17 protein-coding genes and 3 tRNA genes are annotated in these 21,209 nt (G+C 44.0%); 13 read left to right on the top strand and 7 right to left on the bottom strand.

The window, feature by feature from the left end; all coding sequences use genetic code 11:
• From B2866_RS04705 to gloA, 3 genes are all read left to right on the top strand, one after another.
• The coding region (locus B2866_RS04705) for a hypothetical protein (protein WP_296191135.1) at nt 1-180 on the top strand (180 nt) is incomplete at its 5' end.
• A gap of 127 nt (nt 181-307) precedes the next feature.
• Nucleotides 308-946 carry a carbonic anhydrase gene (locus B2866_RS04710; RefSeq protein WP_296191137.1) on the top strand — a complete coding sequence of 213 codons (639 nt, stop codon included), beginning with the start codon at nt 308-310 and terminating at the stop codon, nt 944-946.
• A 132-nt stretch (nt 947-1,078) separates the two neighbouring features.
• Nucleotides 1,079-1,648: a lactoylglutathione lyase gene (gloA, locus tag B2866_RS04715; RefSeq protein ID WP_296191139.1), complete on the top strand. Its 570-nt coding sequence runs from the start codon at nt 1,079-1,081 to the stop codon at nt 1,646-1,648.
• 77 nt (nt 1,649-1,725) lie between these two features.
• Here the strand turns inward: gloA and B2866_RS04720 are convergent, their stop codons facing one another.
• The 3 genes from B2866_RS04720 to ribA all read right to left on the bottom strand — a co-directional run bounded on the left by B2866_RS04720 (nt 1,726) and on the right by ribA (nt 4,410).
• Nucleotides 1,726-2,196 carry a c-type cytochrome gene (locus B2866_RS04720; RefSeq protein ID WP_296191141.1) on the bottom strand — a complete coding sequence of 157 codons (471 nt, stop codon included), beginning with the start codon at nt 2,194-2,196 and terminating at the stop codon, nt 1,726-1,728.
• Nucleotides 2,197-2,700: 504 nt separating this feature from the next.
• Nucleotides 2,701-3,708 carry an oxygen-dependent coproporphyrinogen oxidase gene (hemF, locus tag B2866_RS04725; RefSeq protein ID WP_296191142.1) on the bottom strand — a complete coding sequence of 336 codons (1,008 nt, stop codon included), beginning with the start codon at nt 3,706-3,708 and terminating at the stop codon, nt 2,701-2,703.
• Nucleotides 3,709-3,726: 18 nt separating this feature from the next.
• Complete coding sequence (ribA, locus tag B2866_RS04730) at nt 3,727-4,410, bottom strand: GTP cyclohydrolase II (RefSeq protein ID WP_296191144.1); 684 nt, start codon at nt 4,408-4,410, stop codon at nt 3,727-3,729.
• A 533-nt stretch (nt 4,411-4,943) separates the two neighbouring features.
• Between ribA and dxs the strand changes: the two genes are divergently transcribed.
• Both dxs and B2866_RS04740 read left to right on the top strand, forming a co-directional pair.
• Nucleotides 4,944-6,992, top strand: coding sequence for a 1-deoxy-D-xylulose-5-phosphate synthase (gene dxs / locus B2866_RS04735; protein ID WP_296191146.1), 2,049 nt, complete (start codon nt 4,944-4,946; stop codon nt 6,990-6,992).
• 271 nt (nt 6,993-7,263) lie between these two features.
• Nucleotides 7,264-8,091, top strand: a complete 828-nt coding sequence (locus tag B2866_RS04740; protein WP_201562429.1) for an inositol monophosphatase family protein — start codon at nt 7,264-7,266, stop codon at nt 8,089-8,091.
• Between the two features lie 77 nt (nt 8,092-8,168).
• On the opposite strand, the gene B2866_RS04745 is transcribed toward B2866_RS04740, so the two are convergent.
• Both B2866_RS04745 and B2866_RS04750 read right to left on the bottom strand, forming a co-directional pair.
• Complete coding sequence (locus tag B2866_RS04745) at nt 8,169-9,608, bottom strand: WS/DGAT/MGAT family O-acyltransferase (RefSeq protein WP_296191148.1); 1,440 nt, start codon at nt 9,606-9,608, stop codon at nt 8,169-8,171.
• Nucleotides 9,609-9,868: 260 nt separating this feature from the next.
• Nucleotides 9,869-10,708 (bottom strand): thiazole synthase, encoded by an 840-nt coding sequence (locus B2866_RS04750; protein WP_296191149.1) that lies wholly within the window; start codon nt 10,706-10,708, stop codon nt 9,869-9,871.
• 415 nt (nt 10,709-11,123) lie between these two features.
• On the opposite strand from B2866_RS04750, the gene gspE reads away from it, so the two are divergent.
• Nucleotides 11,124-12,680 (top strand): type II secretion system ATPase GspE, encoded by a 1,557-nt coding sequence (gene gspE / locus B2866_RS04755; protein WP_296191151.1) that lies wholly within the window; start codon nt 11,124-11,126, stop codon nt 12,678-12,680.
• 106 nt (nt 12,681-12,786) lie between these two features.
• Here gspE and B2866_RS04760 read toward each other — a convergent pair whose 3' ends face one another.
• Together B2866_RS04760 and B2866_RS04765 are read right to left on the bottom strand one after the other, a co-directional pair.
• A complete protein-coding gene (locus B2866_RS04760; RefSeq protein ID WP_296191154.1) occupies nt 12,787-13,284 on the bottom strand; it encodes a RidA family protein in 498 nt (165 codons plus the stop codon).
• A gap of 74 nt (nt 13,285-13,358) precedes the next feature.
• Nucleotides 13,359-14,144: a DUF4442 domain-containing protein gene (locus B2866_RS04765; protein ID WP_296191156.1), complete on the bottom strand. Its 786-nt coding sequence runs from the start codon at nt 14,142-14,144 to the stop codon at nt 13,359-13,361.
• Between the two features lie 461 nt (nt 14,145-14,605).
• On the opposite strand from B2866_RS04765, the gene B2866_RS04770 reads away from it, so the two are divergent.
• The 7 genes from B2866_RS04770 (at nt 14,606) to B2866_RS04800 (ending at nt 21,077) form a co-directional block, all read left to right on the top strand.
• Nucleotides 14,606-16,114 (top strand): McrB family protein, encoded by a 1,509-nt coding sequence (locus tag B2866_RS04770; RefSeq protein ID WP_296191158.1) that lies wholly within the window; start codon nt 14,606-14,608, stop codon nt 16,112-16,114.
• 18 nt (nt 16,115-16,132) lie between these two features.
• Nucleotides 16,133-17,737: an McrC family protein gene (locus tag B2866_RS04775; RefSeq protein ID WP_296191160.1), complete on the top strand. Its 1,605-nt coding sequence runs from the start codon at nt 16,133-16,135 to the stop codon at nt 17,735-17,737.
• A gap of 241 nt (nt 17,738-17,978) precedes the next feature.
• Nucleotides 17,979-18,055, top strand: a tRNA-Pro gene (locus B2866_RS04780).
• Nucleotides 18,056-18,164: 109 nt separating this feature from the next.
• Nucleotides 18,165-18,241, top strand: a tRNA-Arg gene (locus B2866_RS04785).
• 39 nt (nt 18,242-18,280) lie between these two features.
• A tRNA-His gene (locus tag B2866_RS04790) sits at nt 18,281-18,356 on the top strand.
• A 349-nt stretch (nt 18,357-18,705) separates the two neighbouring features.
• Nucleotides 18,706-19,641, top strand: coding sequence for an AraC family transcriptional regulator (locus B2866_RS04795; protein WP_296191162.1), 936 nt, complete (start codon nt 18,706-18,708; stop codon nt 19,639-19,641).
• Nucleotides 19,642-19,997: 356 nt separating this feature from the next.
• The gene (locus B2866_RS04800) at nt 19,998-21,077 is read left to right on the top strand and encodes a hypothetical protein (protein ID WP_296191164.1); all 1,080 of its coding nucleotides are present in this window, start codon (nt 19,998-20,000) and stop codon (nt 21,075-21,077) included.
• The last annotated feature ends 132 nt before the right edge of the window (nt 21,078-21,209 follow it).

Genomic DNA, 21,209 nt, shown 5'->3' on the forward strand with positions numbered 1-21,209 from the left:
CTTTTTAGAACACCACCAAAAATGGAAAATACTTGGCTTAAAGTTTCTTGTTTTGAAATGCTTTGGCTTGCAATGCTGCCATCTTACAATAAAGAATTTTTACCGTTTTTTTGCCTTGCTTGCGCTACAATAATTTTGTGTATGCTACATACAAGGATATTTGCAATAGCAAACGGCTAAGTTTAAGAGATAAGCTTAAAAGCTAAGCTAAGCATAGCTAAGCATAGCTGAAAGCTGTATTTTAAAGTAGAAAACAGAATGCTAGCGCAATTTATAATTTAAAAATTTTGATAAACAAGGACCCCTTATGCCTAACAGTAACCGCCCAAAAACTGGACAAGAAGCACTGGCACTACTCAAAGAAGGTAATGTACGTTATGTAGAGAGCTTGACCAGCACTGACCCCTGTATGCAAAAACGTCCCGAACTGATCAGTGATCAAGACCCATTAGCGATTATTTTGGGTTGCTCGGACGCCCGTGTCCCAGTTGAGATTGTGTTTGACCAAGGTTTGGGCGATTTGTTTGTCATACGCGTAGCGGGTAATGTGGTCGCGCCATCGCAAATCGGCTCGATTGAATTTGCCGCGGAAAAATTTGGTACCAAATTAGTGGTGGTCCTTGGGCATTCGCACTGCGGCGCGGTCACTGCTTGCGTCGATGCGCTGATCAATCCTGAGCAAAACTACTCGCCAAACTTACAGTCAATCGTCGATCGTATTCGCCCGAGTGTTTACAACTTGCATGAGCTGGCAACGGCCAATGGTCAAGACGTTGATGCAGATGAGCTGGTCGATCGCTCTATTCGTGCCAATGTGCGCATGTCGGTTAGCCAATTAAAGCATGGTTCGCGCGCCCTAGAAGACTTAACCAATAGTGGGCAGTTACTCGTCGTTGGCGCCGAGTATAATTTAGAGACTGGAAAAGTACGCTTCTTAGATACTTAATCGTTGTTTACTATTAAATTTATTATCATTTAACGACTAAAATAGTGGCGACGAGTGAATTATGAAGGTATGCGCTATTAACGTTAACGATTGATAACGGATAATTAACAACACTTAGATATTGGAAAAATTATGACGGATTCAACAAATTTAGACGCTAATAAAGACAGTATTGCTCAACCTGAGAGCAGCGTAAAAGCAGAAGGCGTGCAGCCGATTTCAGCGCAGACAGCAGGTTATACTTTTAACCACACCATGCTACGCGTCAAAGACCCTGCCAAATCATTGGCTTTTTATACGGGTATTTTAGGCATGACGTTATTGGCAGTAAAAAAATTCCCTGCGATGGGTTTTGATTTGTATTTTTTAGCCAAGCTCACTGAGAGCGAGCGTGATAATTTGCCCGCAGGTGATGATTTAGAGATTTTTGCTTTTCGCCAGCGAGGTATTTTAGAGCTGACCCATAACTATGGCACTGAAACCCAAGCGGACTTTAGCTATCACGATGGCAACAGTGAGCCACAAGGTTTTGGTCATATTTGCTTTAGTGTACCAAGCCTTGATGAGGCAGTTGCTTGGTTTGATAAAAACAACGTTGAGTTTAAAAAACGCCCTGAGGACGGCAGTATGAAAAATATTGCCTTTATCAAAGACGTTGACGGTTACTGGATTGAAATCGTTCAAGCGGACTTAATGGGTTAAATAACTCACCCTTTAACTAATAAGAAAGCCGCTATATTATCAATAGCGGCTTTTTTGTATCTGAAAGCGAATACTCGTTAGTCTTTTTTCACTTTAAAATCGGTATGGCATGATTTACAGCTGTCACCGACTTGCCCAAGCGCAGGCAAAACTTGATCGACACTGGTTGCGGTTTGTGCCGCGGCATTTAGGTTAGCCGTGGCTTTTTGGAAGTCATCTGCTTCAGCGCGGAAGCCGTCAACGTTGCTCCAAACTGCTTCAGTGGCGTTACCCGTGGCTTCTTGGTTCTCAAAATGGCTCCAAGGATTGGCAGAGTCTTTTGCTAAAAATGCCGCTTGCTCTTTAAAGACTTCGGCATCAAACGTATCTGGCGCTTCAGCCATATCACCCATGATACCCATCGCATCGCCCCAGCTTTTCATGCTGTCTTGACGTGCTTTGACGTCAGGGTCAACTGGCGTACTACAAGCCGTTAGACCTAAGACGGCTGCCATCACGCTGATGCCGACGATAGACTTGAATGATTTATTATTACAAACCTGTGCCATCTGTATTGCTCCTTTATACGTGGCTAATAAAAAGGTGCCGTAGCATTTGCATGCTCGCCACCTATTCAATTGCTACTATGAATGAAATATTATGTTGTTGTTTTCAGTGCTAAAGACAGCTAAATTCTGGTCTTTTACCATGTAGCCTGTTAAACCGACATGGCTTTAAATCTATATCACTTTAAACCCATACTGCTGTCAATTAAACCTCAACAGGCTAAGATAAAGTAGGATAATAAAGTACCTTTTTGTAATGGCATCTTTGTAATGGTATTTTAATCTGCCATGAGTTGTCGCCAAAGCGCATGTCATATGCTAAAAATGACAATGCCCTATCTAACAACTGGGCTGCTCTTAGGCTGCTCTCAAATAAAAAACAGTAAATAATAAAGGTCAGCAGTAACGCTGACCTTGATAGTGTTTTTCTGAAATTTTAAAGAGAGCAAATAGGACCATTTATACAAGAACCAAAACGCTGTCTGCGGCTTATTATGCCAATGACGACTATAAAGTCAACCAATCGCGTGGTTTTAGATAAAAATCGGTCAATTCAAACTCAGGTGTCCCGGGGGCAGGTTCAAAGCGATAATGCCAGCTGGCAAGCGGCGGCATACTGACTAAGATGGATTCAATACGTCCATTACTTTGTAGCCCAAACAGGGTGCCACGGTCATAAACGAGGTTGTATTCGACGTAGCGTCCGCGGCGATAGAGCTGAAATTCACGCTGCGCTTCAGTGTAGGGAGCATTTTTACGCTGCTCAAAAATTGGCAGTATACCTTCAAGGTAGCCATTGCCGACCGCTTGCATAAACTTAAAGCAGGTCTCAAAATCCCAACCACGGCTCTCGGTATTGACGTCGTCATAAAACAGGCCGCCGATACCGCGCTGCTCATCACGATGACGCAGATGGAAGTATTCGTCACACCACTGTTTAAAGTCAGGATAGACGCTATCGCCAAACGGTGCGCACAGATCATGACAAACCTGATGCCAATGTACACAGTCGGCAAGTACTGGATAAAACGGCGTCAAATCAAAACCGCCACCAAACCACCAAATCGGCTCTTCACCCTCGGCTTCAGCAACGAATAAACGCACGTTGGCATGGCTGGTCGGTACATTAGGGTTTTTAGGATGCACCACCAATGAGACGCCCATCGCCTGCGCTTTACGACCGGCAATATCAGGATGCCGCGCGGTTGCAGAAGCGGGTAGGTTATGCACATGAATATGGCTAAACATCACGCCCGCTTTTTCAATCACTTCGCCATCTGCGAGTACGCAAGAACGACCGCCGCCGCCCTCAGGGCGCTCCCAGTCGTCAGGTACAAAGGTTGCTGGCTTATCACTGCTGCTACCGTCGCGCTCTTGCGCTTCTAACGCTTGACAGATACGCGCTTGCAAACCCACCAAAAACTCACGCACGCGCATGATATCATTATGGGTTGGCGTCACGGCCGAATTTGTCTCTGGCAAATTGTCATTATTGTCTATATTTGGTATGGTCATAAAATATCTAATTATTTACTATTTATTAAGGTGTAAGGCGGTATTGAAATCTTTATCGAGCAGATGCCCCATGCGGTCGCGTTTGGTTGCTAAATACTCAGCATTCATATCGTTCACCCCAACCAATAACGGCACGCGCTCAACGACATTGATACCATGTTCGGTTAAGTAAGCGACTTTATCGGGATTATTGGTAATCAGGCGCACGCTATCGACGCCAACGTGAGCGAGCATCGGTCCGCACATATCATAAACGCGTGCATCCGCCGGTAAGCCCAACATAAGATTGGCATCTAACGTATCATGCCCTTGATCTTGCAAGGCATAAGCGCGAATTTTATTGGTCAAACCAATGCCGCGACCTTCTTGACGCAAGTATAATATCGCCCCGCAGCCGGTTTCTTGTATTGCCTGCATGGCAGTATTAAGCTGGGGACCACAATCACATTTTAATGAGCTAAAGGCATCACCCGTCAAGCATTCCGAATGAATACGAATAAGCGGAATGGGCGCTTCTTTTGACGCCTGACTGTCTTTGATTGATGCCGTGTCCTGCTGATTTAAAACCTCAGTTTGCTTGGCCACAGGTAAACCGACGGTAAGCATCACATGCTCTTGACCGTCTGCGTTTTCAAAGATATGAATATCAAACTCGCCGTGACGAGTAGGTAGTTTGGCATTGGTGATAAATTGATATGACATTAATGTCCTGCATAAGCCGATCATCGTGACGCTAGCGGTCGGTTAAAGTTTTATAATAATAAAGGTGCTATATAAGCGCTGCTGATTAAATAGCATACGAAAGCTGTTTGGTAGAAATACACACAAAGTTCACAGACGGCGCACGATGATTAAAGCGACAATTAAAAATAAATGCTATTATGCCATACTATTTTGACGGATACAGTGACAAGTCTTAGCCCTTGCATTACTATGTCGTCACTGTCGCCCGATATACGTCCGATATGGATACAAAGTCAGCAGGCAGTAGAATGTTTTATATGAGGGCATATTCTCATTTTAAAATGCCCATAAAAGTGAAAGCTTGAAAGTATTGTTTTATTTTAAATCGTTATTCACAGCTATCTTAAGCGCTGTATCAATAAACATATAGTCGATGACATTTGTCAGTTTATAATGTCCGCACTATTATTAACGCCACTTAGATGATGACTAATAATAGTCAGTATCTAAGGTAGCATCTTGTTAGCAGATTGGTAGGTATCGTACGTTTTATGCAGCAGTCACCTCATTCCCCACAGTCTAAGTCATTATCTGCGTCAGCCATTGATTCTGCTGCATCGCTATCGCACCTGCAAAAAACCTATGCAGTTATTCCACGTGAGCGTCCGCATACGCCGCTACTTGATACAGTAGACGCTCCGATTGATTTAAAAGCGTTTAGCGAAAGTCAGCTCATTACCTTGGCGGATGAGCTGCGGCTTTTTCTGCTCTATTCAGCCGGTCAAAGCGGTGGTCATTTTGGGGCCAATTTAGGCGTCATTGAGTTGACCATTGCCCTGCATTATCTGTTAGATGCGCCGCAAGATCAGATTGTTTGGGACGTCGGTCATCAAGCCTATGCTCATAAGGTCTTGACGGGGCGCCGTGATAAGCTTGGTACTATTCGCTCAAAAGATGGTTTGACCGCTTTTCCAGAACGCGCCGAGTCGGTCTACGATACGTTTGGCGTTGGACATTCATCGACGTCTATTTCGGCGGGTCTTGGCATGAGTCTGGCGCTGCGCTATCAAGGGCGCGCGCAAACGGTTGCCTGTATTATTGGCGACGGCGCGATGACCGGAGGTATGGCATTTGAAGCGATGAACGATGCCGTCCAACAAGACGCAGATTTGCTGGTCATTTTAAACGACAATGACATGTCGATATCTTGCTCGATTGGTGGCTTCTCGCGGCATTTAGCGACGTTATGGGAATCAGGCTATCAGGTTGATATCTCTGATGCCGGCGAGCCGATATTATGCCAGCGTCCTGACATGCAAGCTTATGACCGCCGTAAACGTCATAACGAGCTGCGCGATGTGCCGCAATTAGAAGACAATCTATTTAAAGCCATCGGTTTTACTTATTTTGGTCCATTTGATGGCCACAATATCCCTGAGCTACTGCGCGTGCTATCGCTTGCTAAGCAATTAAAAGGCCCCGTATTGGTGCATATCTATACCACCAAAGGTAAAGGGTTTGCGCCTGCTGAATTAGATCCAGTTGGCTATCATGCCATTAGTAGATTGCCTGCTGAAGATAGCGAGAAGAAAGCGCTAACCGCTAACCTAACACCGAGTACACCGCACTTAAAATACTCGCAAGTCTTTGGTCAGTTCTTATGCGATAAAGCTACTACTGATGAGAAATTGCTTGCCATTACCCCAGCCATGGAAGAAGGCTCGGGCATGATTGAGTTTGCCCGTCAATTTCCTAAGCGCTTCTTTGATGTCGCCATCGCTGAACAACACGCGGTAACGTTAGCAGGTGGCATGGCAACCCAAGGCGTCAAGCCAATCGTCGCCATTTATTCGACCTTTTTACAGCGCGGTTACGATCAGCTCATTCATGATGTGGCGTTACAAAACCTTGATGTGATGTTTGCTATTGATCGCGCCGGTTTGGTCGGTGAAGATGGCGCCACTCACGCAGGCGTATTCGATTTTGCCTTTTTACGCTGCGTGCCAAATATGCTGATTGCCGCGCCAAAAGATGAAAACGAATGCTACCATTTGCTCAATACTTGCTATGAATATCAAGGCTGCACAGCTGTACGCTATCCACGCGGTGTCGGCGTCGGCGCGGCTATTACCCAGCCAGCGCAAGTTTATCCTATTGGTAAAGCGGTGGTAGAGTCAGTTTTAGGTCGAGACGACGCGCCTCATAAATTGGCGTTATTGGCTTTTGGCACTATGATGGCGACCGCTCAGCAAGCGGCAGAAAGCCTGATTAACCATAATATAAAATCAGACTGCCAAGTCCATGTAGTGAATATGCGCTGGGTAAAACCTTTAGATACGCACTTGCTTGACGTCTTAATCGAGCAAGGCATCACCCATATTGCGACGCTAGAAGAGCATACAGTTATGGGCGGCGCGGGTAGTGCGGTCAATGAATATCTGTTAAACGAATCAATAGCCTTTAAAAATAGCCGCCCAGCTATCTGTAATATCGGTATCCCTGATCGCTTTGTCGCTCATGGTTCGCCAGCAGAGCAAATGGCTGATTGTGGTCTGGATGTTGCAGGGGTCGTAAGCCAGCTGCAGCAGTTGCTAAAATAAAACCCTATCGCTCAAAAAAAATTGCTAAAATAGCGGATTGAAAAATAAAGCATTTTTGCTTTTTGCTTAGACCTCGCCTACTTGCCGTAGGTGTGAATTATTTGACAACTTGGGCGGCACCACTGCTAGCAATCATAGATTTGGTTCGCTAGGCGGCGATGGTTTTCATGAGTTATGAATGTGAGTCAGTTGTAAGTAGGTTTTATTTTTCGTACATTTTATAAGTCACATCTTTTAAGTAATATTCATTCATCAAGCAAATAGGTTATTTATGGAACCCATGGTCGTTATCGCAGCGCGTGCTGCTGAAAAAGTCGGTAAAGAGATTTTATATGCGCATCAAAACCGCCACAAAATCGAGCTAGATATCGAGTCAAAAGGACTTGATGGTTTAGTGACCCGCATTGATCGTTTCAGTGAAGAGCTGACGATTGAGACCCTAAAAGCCAGCTATCCAAATCACTCGTTTTTGGGCGAAGAGTTTGGTATGCAAGAAGGTCGCGGCGAAGATGCAGACTGGTGCTGGATTATTGATCCGCTAGATGGCACCAAAAACTTCGTCCATGGTGTGCCGCAGTTTTGTGTATCTATCGCGGTGCAGCATAAAGGTGTGACCCAACACGGCGTCATCTATGATCCTGTTCGTGATGAGATGTTTTCTGCCAGCCGTGGTAAAGGCGCGCGTTTAAACCAGCGCCGTATCAACGTTAGTGAACGTAAAACGATTGATGGTGGTTTATTTACTACCGGTCATCCGCTTGAGCGTAAACGCAATGGTGAAGTTATCTCTTATGCCAAGCAGCATTTTGAGAGCTTACAGAAAATCTCTGAAGAAGGTGGTCAAGTTCGCCGTTTAGGTTCAGCTGCGCTTGATTTATGTTATGTGGCAGCTGGTCGTTTTGACGGTTATTTTGAGATGTCTATTAAGCCTTGGGATATTGCTGCCGGTGAGCTAATCGTGACCGAAGCACGTGGCGTGGTGGTTGACCATACAGGCGCGCACAACTCGATGACCTCAGGTTCTATTTTCGCTTGTAACATCAAACTATTAAAACCATTGATGCAAGTGGTTGTCCCAACTTGGGGTGATGCGTTTTAAGCACCGCCTAAGCGTCAACTCTAAGCATCACCTAAATATAATCATTGAGCAAACTTAATATTAAAAAGCTGGTTCCGTTATGGAGCCAGCTTTTTTGTTTTGCCATTACCTTTATTGCTACTTTTATCTTCAACCGTGATCCCTTGGAACTCAAGCTCTTTACTGGTGCGCTCCAACAACTGCAGCTCTTCTTCTATGAGTACAAGCATGTCTTGTACGTGCGGTAAAGCTTTACTGCAAGCAGTAATCCCAAATTCAATCTTGTCCAAATAACTGGCAAGGGTGATATTCATCGCTTGACCGTTAAATGCGATAGACGCTGGGTATAAAGACTGCAGGCGCGCGCCATTCCAATAGAGCGGTTTTTCCGAACCGGGTACATTTGAGATAATCAGGTTAAAGGCTTGTTTTTTTGGAAACAGCCCAGTTGCCAAATTTATGCCCTCCCAAGCGTAGGAGATAACACTGTAATTGATAACCTGCGCTTGATTCATACGGCGAAAGCGGCGTTTACCATTATTCATACTGCGATGAATCAGCTCGATGCGGCTGAGTGGATCGTCTAAATGCGTGCCCAAATTGGCAAGGACAAAGGACAACTGGTTGCCCGCCACGCTATTATCAGTACGTAATGACATCGGCACAAAGGCAATCAATGGCTTACTTGGTAGCGCGTCCATCGACAGTAGATAGCGACGAATGGCACCGGCACAAACGGCAAGTACCACATCGTTTTTACTGATGTTTAAGCGCTCAGCGATATCGTTAAAACGCTGTATTTCATAAGACTGCGCGGCGATGCGCCGTGAAGCTGAAATGCGCTTATTGAGCACACTCATCGGTGCAGAAAAGGTGCTGACATAACTGTCATCGCCATAGTTTTTTAAATTATCGAGCAATTCTGTAAATACTGGTTTGATGGTCGATATTTGCTCTTTGATGATGCGCCGTGCTGAGCGCTCTTTTGGCAAAATAGCATCGACCTGGTTGCGATGTCGCGCCATTAACGACCAAATCGGTAGTGTGACCGGTTCGGTCGGCGATTGCGATAAAGATTTTTTGACCAGTCGCATAGCCGCGATGCCATCAACCAACGAATGGTGAATTTTGAAATATAAGGCAAAGCGTTCAGGCGCGCCTTCGCTTTCTGGCTCAATCCCTTCAATGACATGGCATTCCCATAGCGGCATCGCCCGATCTAACAGGCGACCGTGCTCTCTTGATACATACATCAAAAGCTCGCGTACACGCGCAGGCTTTGGTAGTGCCACATGATGCAAATGGTGTTCAACGTCAAAGTGTTTGTCTTTTTTCCAAAATATCAAATGCTCAAGCACTTGGTTAAAAGGAAAGGTCGGCGGCACCTCAGAGTGTTGCATTTGTTTGACCAATTGACAAACAAAACTGCTGTCCGCATTTTCTGGCAATTCGAATAAGAATAGCCCCCCAACATGCATGGGTTGTTTACGCGACTCAAGAAGTAAGAACAACTGGTCGACCGCTGTGAGAAGTCGCATAATAAATCCTTTTATGACGATGAATGAAAAATGGCAATGAACTAAATAAGTATTCAGTTAAACAAAGGTAAAGTGTAGTAAAACTAAAAAATATAGCAAAAAATTATTGAAAATTTAACAGTAGTTAGAAAAACATCTTAATATAAAAAGCATGGCGCACGGGATTTTTATTATTTCATTATGTGTTAAGCCATACTTTTAAAGGTTTAAGCTAGAAAATTCGCCCTGCAGGATTCAACTTGAAAAATATAAGCTAAAAACTACTGAAAAAAGTATCCGGTCTGCGGCGAACTGGCAGCGGCCATTTTGCGCATCGGCATACGACCCGCCAAAAATGCCTGACGTCCTGCCCAAATAGCATGTTTCATAGCATTTGCCATCATCACTGGATTTTGCGCATTGGCAATGGCTGAATTCATCAGCACGCCATCACAGCCAAGCTCCATGGCAATCGCGGCATCAGAAGCAGTACCGACGCCAGCATCAACCAATACGGGTACATTGGCATTTTCGATAATGAGACTTAGGGTATGGCGATTGAGCAAGCCAAGGCCAGAACCAATCAAGCTACCAAGCGGCATAATCGCCACGCAACCCATGCTTTCCAATTCTTGAGCGACAATAGGGTCGTCAGAGGTATACACCATGACCTCAAAGCCATCATCGATTAATACCTTTGCCGCTTTTAAAGTTTCCATCACATTTGGATAAAGGGTCTTTTCATCGCCCAAAACTTCTAGCTTAACCAGATTATGCCCGCCTAATAGCTCACGAGCAAGCTTACACGTACGAATCGCGGTTTCGGCATCAAAACAGCCTGCGGTATTGGGCAAGATGGTATATTTATCCGGTGAAATGACATCTAATAAATTTGGCTCATTGCTATTTTGACCAATATTGGTACGGCGAATAGCAACGGTGACAATCTCAGCTTCTGAGGCACCAATAGCCGCACCCGTTTCAGCCATGTCTTTATATTTACCAGTACCGACCAACAATCGAGAAGAAAATGTACGACTGCCGACAGTAAAAGTATCTTTTGATAAGGACTCTTGTGAAAATGACTGAGCGTTGGCAGGAGAGTTTGCGGCGTGTGACATAAGGATAATCCTAATAGCGGGCGAACAAAGGTGTTATTAATGACAATAACAAGGGTGTTACTGTGGTCAATAAGAATTTTTATCAAATATTAGCAGAAGCAAAACGTAAATAGGCGTTATGGGGCTAAATGCTTGCGATGTTAAATGCTAATAATACAACTGCCTAAATAGCAAAGTCATAAATCCAAACAAAGCCTTGCTACTTGCCTAAAACAAAATGTTATTATAACAAACTCATGCGCGCTTACTGACAATCTTTACCCAGTTTAACGATTTAGGCATAGGGGTTGAAACAGTCAAGTCAGTAGTGTTTTTTAGCATGTATTAGATTGTGTTTTCAAGGCTGTTTTCAAAGCCATTTTCAAAGTTATTTTATAAGTTCTTTTTTAAATTAGCCACTCACTAGGTCGTCTTTATGCTGCAGCTGCCGTACAGTTTTGCAAAACGCCATCAAATTTTGGCCATTCTTGCCATTGATTCCGAGTTGCCGCCGACACTGGTGTTGACCAAAACCACACCACTGTCCGCCATTAATGAAGCGGTGCGTTTTTTACAGCAGCAAGGCGTGCGTGGCGTACCAAATTACGAAAGTATCAGCGCTGATGATTTCGAAAAACGCATGAATGCCGCTTATGCCGGTAATACGGGTGAGTCGCAGCATATCGCCGCTGGGCTTGAAGACCATCCTGACCTTGATAGCTTGGCAGATAGCGTCCCCGAAACGGAAGACTTGATGGACCAACAAGACGATGCGCCGATTATTCGTCTGATTAATGCGTTGTTGTCGGAAGCGATACGTTTAAATGCCTCAGATATTCATATTGAAACTTTTGAGAAACGGCTAGTGGTACGCTTTCGTGTCGATGGAGAGCTCAAAGAAATCATCACGCCAAAACGCCAATTAGCGCCGTTACTGGTCTCGCGTATCAAGGTCATGGCCAAATTGGATATCGCCGAAAAGCGTGTACCACAAGACGGTCGTATTAGCTTAAGACTGGCAGGGCGTGAGGTCGATGTGCGGGTATCGACGCTACCATCAAGTTTTGGTGAGCGGGTAGTAATGCGCCTGCTCGATAAACAAGCGGGTCGTCTGAATATGACGTATCTCGGTCTATCTGATAATGACTATAGCGAGCTTAAGCGCTTAATCCATCGTCCGCATGGCATTATCTTGGTAACTGGACCAACGGGCTCGGGTAAAACCACCACCTTATATTCGGCATTGACCGACTTAAATGACCAAACCCGCAATATCTTAACTGCTGAAGATCCTATTGAGTTTCAGCTCGATGGCATTGGGCAAACGCAGGTTAATAATAAAGTCGATATGACCTTTGCTAAGAGTTTACGCGCCATGTTACGGCAAGATCCAGACGTGGTGATGGTTGGTGAGATTCGCGATTTAGAGACCGCGGAAATTGCCGTGCAAGCGTCTTTGACAGGGCATTTGGTATTATCAACGCTGCATACCAATACCGCCATCGGTGCGGTCACACGTTTGCAGGATATGGGCGTAGAGCCTTTCTTATTATCATCATCGCTGATTGGTGTCGTCGCTCAGCGCTTGGTACGGACATTATGTACGCATTGTCATGGCTGGCAAGCTGCTGATAACGAGCAGGCCAAATTATTTACTGAAATTGGTATAGCGTCGAATGCTAAAAGTACGGCTACTGAAAAATTAGTAGAGAATATTATTAATTTACCAAAACCCGTTGGCTGTGATAAATGTAATAATTCAGGCTTTAAAGGGCGGACGGCGATATATGAAGTGGTGCCGATTGACGATACCTTGCGCCGGATGATTCATAGTAATACTGCCGAGTACGAGCTAGAAGAGTACGCCCGTCAGCAGACGCCATCGATACGAGCTGATGGACTACGCAAAGTCATAGAGGGTCGGACGACATTAGAAGAAGTGCTGCGGGTAACCAAAGAAAGCGCCCTGACTGATGATGCTATTATTGTATAAAAAAACGATTGTATAAAGAAAAGCGATTATTGAGTCAAAAGCCAGTGCAATTGGCTCAATAACCGCGTAATCAAAAAGTTAGTTTGGCTTATTTTAAATAGCGCTGCTATTTTGCGGCGATACATTCAACTTCAACGCTTGCGCCCGCTGCCAGCTCTGAAACGCCAAAGGCTGAGCGTACAGGGTAAGGTTTAGCCAACTCTGCTTTATAGACTTTATTAAAGTCATCAAAATCATCCATATCGGTCAGCATCGCCATACATTTGACGATGTCTGATTTTTGATAGCCGTACTTTAACAAGGTTTCATGGATATTATCGAGCGCTTGTTTGGCTTCCGCTTTTACGCCGCCTTTGACCAATTTGCCGTCTTTAAAACCAATCTGTCCTGACATATAGAGCGTATCGCCGACACGTACCGCTTCTGAAAATGGATAATTGCCACCATCACCGAGAAAGACTGGGCTAGATTTGGTGACGGTTGCATTATTAGTAGTCGTTGGCGCTGCATTGGCAGTAACGGCAAAGCCCAAGCCTAATAAACAGGCGCTAATCAGCACCGCTTTAGATAATTGAGTAGTCAGTTTATTAATATATATAGACATGCTTGTCTCCTTATTATTGTGGTATCTCTTAAATCCATTTTTTGGTAGCTATTTGCTTCTCTAACAAATTGACATTAATTGCTCTCGAGTTCTGGCGTCGAGTGCTTGCTGCTTTCTTCACTTTTAGGTTGCTCTATTTCAGGTTGTTTGTCTTCAGATGGTTTGTTTTTAGACGGCTCATCTTCAGCTTTTTTATTGTCAACTTGATTATTCTCTAGCGCTTTAGCGGCTTTACCTTGACGGCGCGCTTCTAACTCAGATTTGGGTATCCAAGCCCACGTCATCTCAACGACGATAGGGTCACGGTCGCTATCTGACTCACGGTCATGAATCACGCAGGGAATTACCATTTCACCCTTTGGCGTATTTAAAATATCTAAGCGCTGCTCGTCCGATAATGACGCCACGGCAGCAATCTGACCTTTTTTAATCGGACGATAGAAGTTCACCGAATAAGATTTAATCAATAATACGCGGTCAGACGGTAGGTTTAAACCCAAAATAAACCCAGTGGCGGTTTCCGCAAGTAAAGTGATGGCAACGGCATGGACTGAGCCAATATGGTTTTGCACCGCTTTGGTATTATTTAAGCTGACCACCACTTGATTGGGGTCGACGGTCTCATAATAGATACCCGTTGTGCCCACATATGGCACCACTTTTCCAAAGGCTTTCGATAAAATGCTGGCGCGCGCACCCGCCGGTAAATATTTGGTGACTGATAGCAGCTTGGTAAATTGGTTGCTGATGGGTTTTAAGGTGCTATTTGGTTTTTCGACTGGCAATCTTGTGTTGTCAGCTACTTTGGCTGCTCGTTTATTGGTCAGCTTGGTAGGGAGTTTTTTTAATAATCCTGACATACAACATTCCTCAATTTGGAGTGGTTGAATCATATTAATTAACCAAGCTGGTTCATTAGGCTAGCCAACTGGGTTAATTAACGGATGGTTAGAAAATAAGCGATAAATGAGAAAAGTAACCAGCTTTATCCTAGCAGCTATTTTAACGCTGGCGCATTTCTAACTTAGTAAATTTCTAACTATGGTACATTAAGTGCCGTATCGCTACTATTATTAACATGAACTGCTGAGCTTATAAAATATGACTAACGTAACGATACCTTAAATGTTCGCAATAAATATTAGCAATAACATCGCTAAAAGTAAGGTTGCTAAAAATGGTACTACTGAAAAACAGCATCACTGAATGTTAGGTCATCTAATGCAAAAGAGCTACGTTATAATAGCTAAACTCTTACGTGGCTAAAATGCTGAAGTATCGTTGCCGTGATTTTTTAATACTGGATAAGGCTATGCCGGATATGTCTCCTCAAAAACCGACCAATATCATTTATACCGGCGTTGCTGGTACAGGTAAAACCTATCGCTTGCTCCAAATCGCCCAGCAATATACCGACTATTTGCCTCGGGTAAATGACAAGGATTTATTAGGACGGTTATTGCAGGAATTAAGCTGGCGTGACGTGGTTTGTTTAATATTTTTGGATTTTAAATCTAAAAAACAGGACTTGGTTAAGGTACCAGAAATGGTCAGTCATGAGTTTTTTGTCAATAAAGCGGCGCAAAATGCGCGTGATAAAAACTTAAGCAATACCGCTTGGTCTGTGCTACAAATGCACACGCCTACGAGCTCACAAACGGTAAGTTATAAAAATCGATCCAGCCAAGCCTATTTTGATAAAGACAATAGCGGTGCATGGTATCTGCTACCCGAAAGCATGGATTTGTTAAGTGATTTAGCGCAGCAATTGGCCGAGTTTCAACAGGCGCAGCGTGAGAATAATACCCAAAATCAAGAGTTCCGTCAGCAGCGCTTTAGTATGGTCAGCTTTCATCAAGCCTATGGTTATGAAGAGTTTGTCGAAGGTATTCGCCCGGTGATAGCGCCGTCCGATCATACAAAAAACAGCTCATCTCAAATGATTTATAGCGTGCAAGATGGTGCGTTTTTGAAATTATGCCAACGTGCTGCCAATGACCCCGAGCAGCGTTATGCGATGCTGATTGATGAAATTAATCGCGCTAACGTCTCACGCGTCTTTGGCGAGCTATTAAGTTTGATTGAACCAGATAAACGCGCCGGCATGGCAAACGCGATGACGGTTAATTTGGCCTATTCAGGGCGAACCTTTAGCGTCCCTGCCAATGTCGATATTTATGCCACCATGAACACCCAAGACCACTCACTAGCGCCACTTGATATGGCATTACGACGGCGTTTTCGCTTTATTGATTGTCCGCCGCAGCCGGAATTATTACCTATTATTTATCTTAAGCAAGACTTAGAAGCGGATAATACAGAAGTTAGTAATCCAGAAGCGCTTAATGCAAAAAAAACGAATCCAGCAGAAAAACTTTATTCAACAGAAAACAGTTATCCAACACAAACCATTGATTTAGCGAAACTCTTAACCGGTTTAAATAACCGCATCGCGCAAACGCTTGGGGTAGAAGCACAATTGGGTCATGCGTTTTTATGGTCAGTAGACAGTCTTGAGCACTTGCAAACGGCACTGATTGAACAAATCATACCGCAATTGGCGCAAGCCGCGGGCGAGCAAATCACTGTTTTGCAATATATTTTTCAAGATGAGCAGCAGCCGATAAGTGCGCAGTTTATACAAGATAGCCAAGCGCTAATTGATAATGCCAATAACCTAGCCCTTCCTAATAACTCAAATCCAATGTTCGCCGACCAGCATTCATTTCTCGGTCAGACTATGGGTACGGGCAGTTATAAAATTAATGCCGATTTAATCAATCATACTGCTGAGTTTGCCAAGCCGTTTGTCTATCAGCGTTTATATTAACAAGGTTGCTAGCTTGTGATGAGTAGAATATTACAGCCTGAGGGCACAGCGATAGGCAGCCATATTAATCACAACGTTAATAGTGGCAATAGTAATAGTGCGAGTATTGCTAATAACGTCAATGCGGCTGCACTTAATGCTAATGTTATTACGGTGTTTGAGCATCAACGTTTAACGGCCCATGATTTTGCGCACGTAGCGGACTTTCACTGGTTAATGGCGCAAGAGTTTGCCGTTTTTAGCATTAAACGTCAGCAAGGACAATGGCAGCTAAAAGTTGGGCATTATATTGGCGTGATTTTACTACCAAGTGGTATGACGCTTGAGATATTGCCCAAGCTAATGGCAAAAACGTCTAGCAAACATAATCATCAACACCCATACGGTTTAGCTAAATCCAATGACATCAATCAAACACGGCAATGGGTGCAGGATATGCTGGCGGATTTAACCAGCAGTCATGATAAAAACAAGCTTCCTAATACAAAAAACTTTGGCCAAGTTAGCTCTCTGTTAGCAGCGCTACCGACTAAAACACTGCCATTATCTGATTGGCTGCTCGCACAATTTTTACAGCGTTTGGCGCATTATCAGCCGACCAAGCACTATCAAGCGCGAATCCATAACCAAGCAGCGCTACAAGGTCGTTTGCTGATTAAAGAACAATTACGCCATAACTGCATGCAACCGCATAAATTCATCTGTGAAAGCAGTGTGCTAAGCCAAGAGATGCTGTGTAATCGCTTAATTAAAAGCGCGCTGGTCTTACTAAATCCGCTATTGTCAGCATCAATGTCACTGCCCTTATTACAGCTGTGGCGACAAGTAGCAGTGTTAAGTCGTTACGAGCTGCAGCGGCTTGAGTCTTTTTATCAGCAAGCAAAGCGGCAATTGGCGCTACAGCCTTTATCTCGGCAGCAATTACAAGCGGCGCAGCAGTTATTAGACTTGGCTTATTGGCTCTTGCAGCAATCTGACGCTCATACTGGCAATGGGATTAAGCCGCAAACATTAGCCAAGCAAAATACCGCACAACCGCGTTTATGCTTATTGATTGATATGAATCAAGCGTTTGAGCAGTGGGCAAGCCTACGCATAGCGAAAATGTTTCAGCAAACTGATTTGGCTTATCAGCCTTTGTTTCAAGCACAGCGAGTTTGGCTACATGATGCAAAAGGGCAGGCGTGTTTGTCTATTCGTCCTGATTTATTGATTTATAAAAGCGCTCAAGTGCAGACTGAGCCTAATCTCAAAGCGCTTGACGAGGACGCTGTAAAGCCAGAATCGCATACCTCTGCTTGCTCACAGCTATCAGCCCATTATAGTCATGTGATTGATATTAAATGGAAGCATTTGCCGCATGCAGGGGCGATTAGTGCGAGTGATGCCTATCAGTTGAGCAGTTATGCGCAGGCTTATCATGCCGAGCAGGGCTGGCTGGTTTATCCGGTACAGGACAATCGCATACAACCAATCTTGCTTAAGCAACAAGCTTATAATGATGTAGACAATGATAAAAGCCACGAAAAGTCCGTAAAATATACCGAATTATGGCTAATACCCTTTAATGTGCTGAGCGGAACCATAAATGGCGGCTTGCTTCCAGATTTGAATGTAGTATAATAAGCGCTGTTGGCAATGTAGTATTAAGACTGGTAAAAACCAACGTTGTGACACCGCCATTTTTATAAAAAAGGCGTATTTTTGAAAGAATTTAACGATTCTTTAAAATAATCAAAAATAGGTGTTGACACAATCGGCTTTACCCCTTAATATGTGCACCTCGATAGCGAGGAACATTAACAAGTTAACGGTATTACCAATAACGAGTTAAGTAACAAATTATCGAGATAATAGAGAATTTCGGAGTGTGGCGCAGTTTGGTAGCGCATCTGGTTTGGGACCAGAGGGTCGTAGGTTCGAATCCTATCACTCCGACCATCTATTTAAAGAGCCTTACAGGCTTTTTTTTATGTATGATGATATTGTTTTTTATGTTAGATATTTCTGATATGATAAACCAATCAAAATATATAAAAGTCCTCTAAGAGCGCCTGTAGCTCAGCTGGATAGAGCATCTCCCTTCTAAGGAGGTGGCCGCAGGTTCGAATCCTGCCAGGCGCACCATTTAGCCTGTCAATCTTGCCTTATCAGGCAATAGTTATGGCGGTTGTAGCTCAGTTGGTAGAGCCCCGGGTTGTGATCTCGGTTGTCGTGGGTTCGAGTCCCATCAGTCGCCCCATATTTTATTCTGCATTACCCCTCATATCTCATTAAATATCTTTTGTAAGTCCTCTATTTGCCTTTATGGGCATTTTTTTATGCCTGTCTGTTCGATATCAATAAATCCTATCTAAATTAATTTCGGTTTTCATTGTAGTAACTTCACTGTAAAGACGTTACATTACTACATCGAGCGCGACTGTTGATGTGTCGATTTATTTTAAGATGACGCTATTGCAAATTATAAACTTCTTAGACATTTAATTCCCTAAGCGTTTGCCATATTTTTTCGTATCATAGCTGTCTTTACCTTTTATAGGTCTGTGTTTAAATTTAACCGTTGTTGTATGCTATTGAGGAAGTGAGCGATGGACGCACTAAGCGTGTTGCTACAAAATGTACATTTATTCGAAACCAAATATTATCGATTGAATGTGACGGGCAATTGGTCTTATTCACTCACTAGGCAAGATACGATTTTGTTTTATTTGGTCATGTCGGGTGGTTTTTGCATTGACGTCGGCAATGGCCCGCGAGAAACGCGCGCCGGTGACATGATTATGATTCCAAGTGCGCATCAACATGTGAGTTACGCACTCGACTATCATGCTGATGCAGCGCAGCCGTTAGATGAATTACTGTCAAACTGTCAAGAGCATACGCTGGATGTAAAAGGTGACGGTGATTCTGAAGCGTCATTGATATTAATCGAGTGCAAGTACGACAAGGCGATGATTCGGCCTTTATTGTCCGTGCTGCCTCCGATACTGCCGGAAGTCAACGACGAAGATGATGGCCGCTTTGAGGTGATTGATGTCGAGATTAGGCTACTGACGCTAGAAGCTGAGCACGAGCGCATGGGTAAAACTGCGGTGATCAATCATTGGGCCAGTATTATGATGATTGAATGTTTGCGGGTATATATTGAAAGTCTGCCTGAAGCCACTGAGAATTGGCTAAAAGCCATGAAAGATCCATTTTTAACCAAAGCACTGGTTGCGATGCATGAGAAGCCAAGCGAAAATTGGACCATTAATAAGCTTGCTGAGGTAGCGGGCATGTCGCGCTCAAGCTTTGCCCAGCGCTTTAAAGAAGTCGTCGGTATACCGCCGTTGACCTATTTGATGGACTATCGCTTGCGCTTGGCTGCTCGTTATTTGCGTTTGCAGCAAAACAGTATCAGCCGTATCAGCGGTTTGGTCGGTTATGCCTCGGATTCAACCTTTAGCCAAGCGTTCAAGCGTGTCTATGGTATCTCGCCCAAAGCTTATCGGCAGCAGTATCAACAACAAACGCTCTCTTAATTGGCTGTTAATTGCTATACTTTTTTAAAAAGCGCTCAGGCTATTTATTGGCTTTAGCGCTTTTTTTCTCAATGCTCATTATTAATTAAACATTTTCGCTTTTTACCATAACCACTTTTTACCATCCCCTTTATCACTGATTTCGATACTGAGTATTTCGGCGACGGACAGCTGACAATGCACTTAGGTTAAGGTACTATAGAGTCATGTTTTGCCCAAGCTTCATAGCGAGGTTTTAGCGCATTTTATGGCAGCGTCTGCTGGTCGCTATCGATAAGTAAGTAGTTATAAGTGCTGATAGGCTACTCATTTAGGATAACTTGGGCAAAGTTCATTTTTGCAGCTAATGGTATTTTATGACTGAACCAACCGCTAAGCCAACCGTGACTTCAAATAGCCAGCGTACTACTGCGTCCGCTACTTCGACAGCCAACGCTGATAAAAAAGACGTAAAAAGTAAAGTGAGAAACAAACAGCGTGTGGCAAAAAATAAGCAAAAAGTTAACGTTACACCCGCCCTTGATAAAGCGGCGCTGCTCGCGTTATTTACCTTGCCAGACGCCGAATCAAATGCTGAGTCAAATACTGAATCAGGTTTTGAGCAAGCAAGTCTAAATACTCTTAGCAGCAGTGAGTCGAACAGCAGCGAGACCAATGTCGCCGCGCAGCGGTTAGCGCTTTATCGTCGTCAGCATGAGCGCACACGTCAGCTATATATGGCTTCCGCCGCCACCCGTCCTACGTATCTTGTGCAAACGCTAAAAACGCAGTTTGCAGAATATCAGCAATATCTGCTTGCCCAGCAGCTTGATAAACGTGGTCTGATGGATACCGATGGGCTAGAGCGTTTATGGCAACAGTTGCACGTTGTCGATGATATTATCGAAGACATCGTGCGTCATATGCCCGCGCAGCAGCCTGCCGGTTGGCAGCTGACGACACAAGATGGTCACAATCCACTGCGTTTCCCTACCGTTGGTAAGCTCAAGCACGACAAGCCTATCGTAGATCAAGGCAGCTTAAACAGTTATGTGCTTGGTCATTTTGGGGTCAGCAGTTTTACCTATGACCGCGCTTATTATATTGGTCACGTGGTTGGTTATTTATTTAGCTGCTATTTTTGTGCCCATCTGTCTATCAGTTATGGGGTTACCGCCCTTGCTCCGCAAATCGTGAGCGACTACGAATATGCCAGTCTTGAAACGCCGCATATGGTGAGGTTGCTACAAGGCTTGGATGGTTATTGCAAAAAACGTATTTATCAGTTGGCCGTTATTTGTGCGCGCCTTAGCGTCTTTGCCAGTGACAAGCGTATCGAGAGAATGCTGATTGCTGAGGTCAATGATTTTGATAAAAAATTGCAACAACAGCATCTAGATGTTTTACTATTACAAGGCTTGATGCCGGATAGCAGCGATTCTACGCCGCTTTTTTAAGATTCTTACTCTTTAAAATCTATTGTAAAATTTCTGGTGGTGTATCAAAAAGTATGCTGGGGTAATAAAAGAAGGGTGACAGCCTAAGCACGAGGATATATTTGTGGTTATGAAGACACAAATACAGATCAA

Origin of the sequence: Psychrobacter sp. UBA3483, assembly GCF_002377905.1 — a bacterium.
In the GTDB taxonomy this organism is placed as follows: Bacteria; Pseudomonadota; Gammaproteobacteria; order Pseudomonadales; family Moraxellaceae; genus Psychrobacter.

Coding starts and splice junctions, on each gene's coding strand:
- B2866_RS04710 (WP_296191137.1), top strand. CDS start 308: ATGCCTAACAGTAACCGCCCAAAAACTGGACAAGAAGCACTGGCACTA.
- gloA (WP_296191139.1), top strand. CDS start 1,079: ATGACGGATTCAACAAATTTAGACGCTAATAAAGACAGTATTGCTCAA.
- B2866_RS04720 (WP_296191141.1), bottom strand. CDS start 2,196: ATGGCACAGGTTTGTAATAATAAATCATTCAAGTCTATCGTCGGCATC.
- hemF (WP_296191142.1), bottom strand. CDS start 3,708: ATGACCATACCAAATATAGACAATAATGACAATTTGCCAGAGACAAAT.
- ribA (WP_296191144.1), bottom strand. CDS start 4,410: ATGTCATATCAATTTATCACCAATGCCAAACTACCTACTCGTCACGGC.
- dxs (WP_296191146.1), top strand. CDS start 4,944: ATGCAGCAGTCACCTCATTCCCCACAGTCTAAGTCATTATCTGCGTCA.
- B2866_RS04740 (WP_201562429.1), top strand. CDS start 7,264: ATGGAACCCATGGTCGTTATCGCAGCGCGTGCTGCTGAAAAAGTCGGT.
- B2866_RS04745 (WP_296191148.1), bottom strand. CDS start 9,608: ATGCGACTTCTCACAGCGGTCGACCAGTTGTTCTTACTTCTTGAGTCG.
- B2866_RS04750 (WP_296191149.1), bottom strand. CDS start 10,708: ATGTCACACGCCGCAAACTCTCCTGCCAACGCTCAGTCATTTTCACAA.
- gspE (WP_296191151.1), top strand. CDS start 11,124: ATGCTGCAGCTGCCGTACAGTTTTGCAAAACGCCATCAAATTTTGGCC.
- B2866_RS04760 (WP_296191154.1), bottom strand. CDS start 13,284: ATGTCTATATATATTAATAAACTGACTACTCAATTATCTAAAGCGGTG.
- B2866_RS04765 (WP_296191156.1), bottom strand. CDS start 14,144: ATGTCAGGATTATTAAAAAAACTCCCTACCAAGCTGACCAATAAACGA.
- B2866_RS04770 (WP_296191158.1), top strand. CDS start 14,606: ATGTCTCCTCAAAAACCGACCAATATCATTTATACCGGCGTTGCTGGT.
- B2866_RS04775 (WP_296191160.1), top strand. CDS start 16,133: ATGAGTAGAATATTACAGCCTGAGGGCACAGCGATAGGCAGCCATATT.
- B2866_RS04795 (WP_296191162.1), top strand. CDS start 18,706: ATGGACGCACTAAGCGTGTTGCTACAAAATGTACATTTATTCGAAACC.
- B2866_RS04800 (WP_296191164.1), top strand. CDS start 19,998: ATGACTGAACCAACCGCTAAGCCAACCGTGACTTCAAATAGCCAGCGT.